This is a genomic window from Vibrio sp. 1402 (assembly GCF_033340275.1).
The window spans coordinates 1-602 of sequence record NZ_JAWOWE010000443.1 but is presented as its reverse complement, the minus strand read 5'-3'; the positions used below and the strand labels follow the sequence as shown (position 1 = coordinate 602).

1 pseudogene is annotated in these 602 nt (G+C 48.8%); it reads right to left on the bottom strand.

Going from position 1 to position 602, the window contains the following annotated elements:
- Positions 1-602: pseudogene (locus tag R7044_RS26560) on the bottom strand (hypothetical protein); the annotation flags it as partial.

The window sequence follows — 602 nt, the reverse complement described above, 5'->3', positions numbered from 1 at the left end:
ACCTTTTTGGTCGAGCTGCGGTAATCAAACTCAAAACCGATGCCTTTGTCAGTAACGTCCATCTTCATGCCGCCCGTTAGCTCGTTTTGGAAGCTCACTAGCACGTCTTCAGGAAGAGGCTGGCCTGTCGCCATTGATGCTTTTTCTAACACTTCCAGAATACGCTCTGAGTCCATGCTAAAGCTCAACAAACCGTTTGGCTTCAACTCTTGAGCCATCACGTCCTTGCTTGCTTCTGCCGCGTACTCGCCGCTGTATAGCGTTAGGTGGCTGCCATTTAAGCGTGCAAACACGTCCATCTTCATGCAAGTATGCATCTCTAACAAGTCACTTACGTTCACAGGTTGGTTGTCTGGTTGCAGTTGAAGCTGCGCCAATTCAGGAACTAGCATTTGCGCAGTTTGAATCAACATGTTTGGATCTTTCGCAGACAGAGTAAACATGCCATCCATTTGGCTAAACACTTCGCCAAACTGTGCATCAGGATTGATGTTCAGATCGAACAGTTGCATGCTCAACCCTTTCAACCCATTCAGCATGCCAGAGCCCATGCTCACCGCTGCCGCCGGGTTTTGTCCGCCCATGTCTTTTTGCATTTGGCT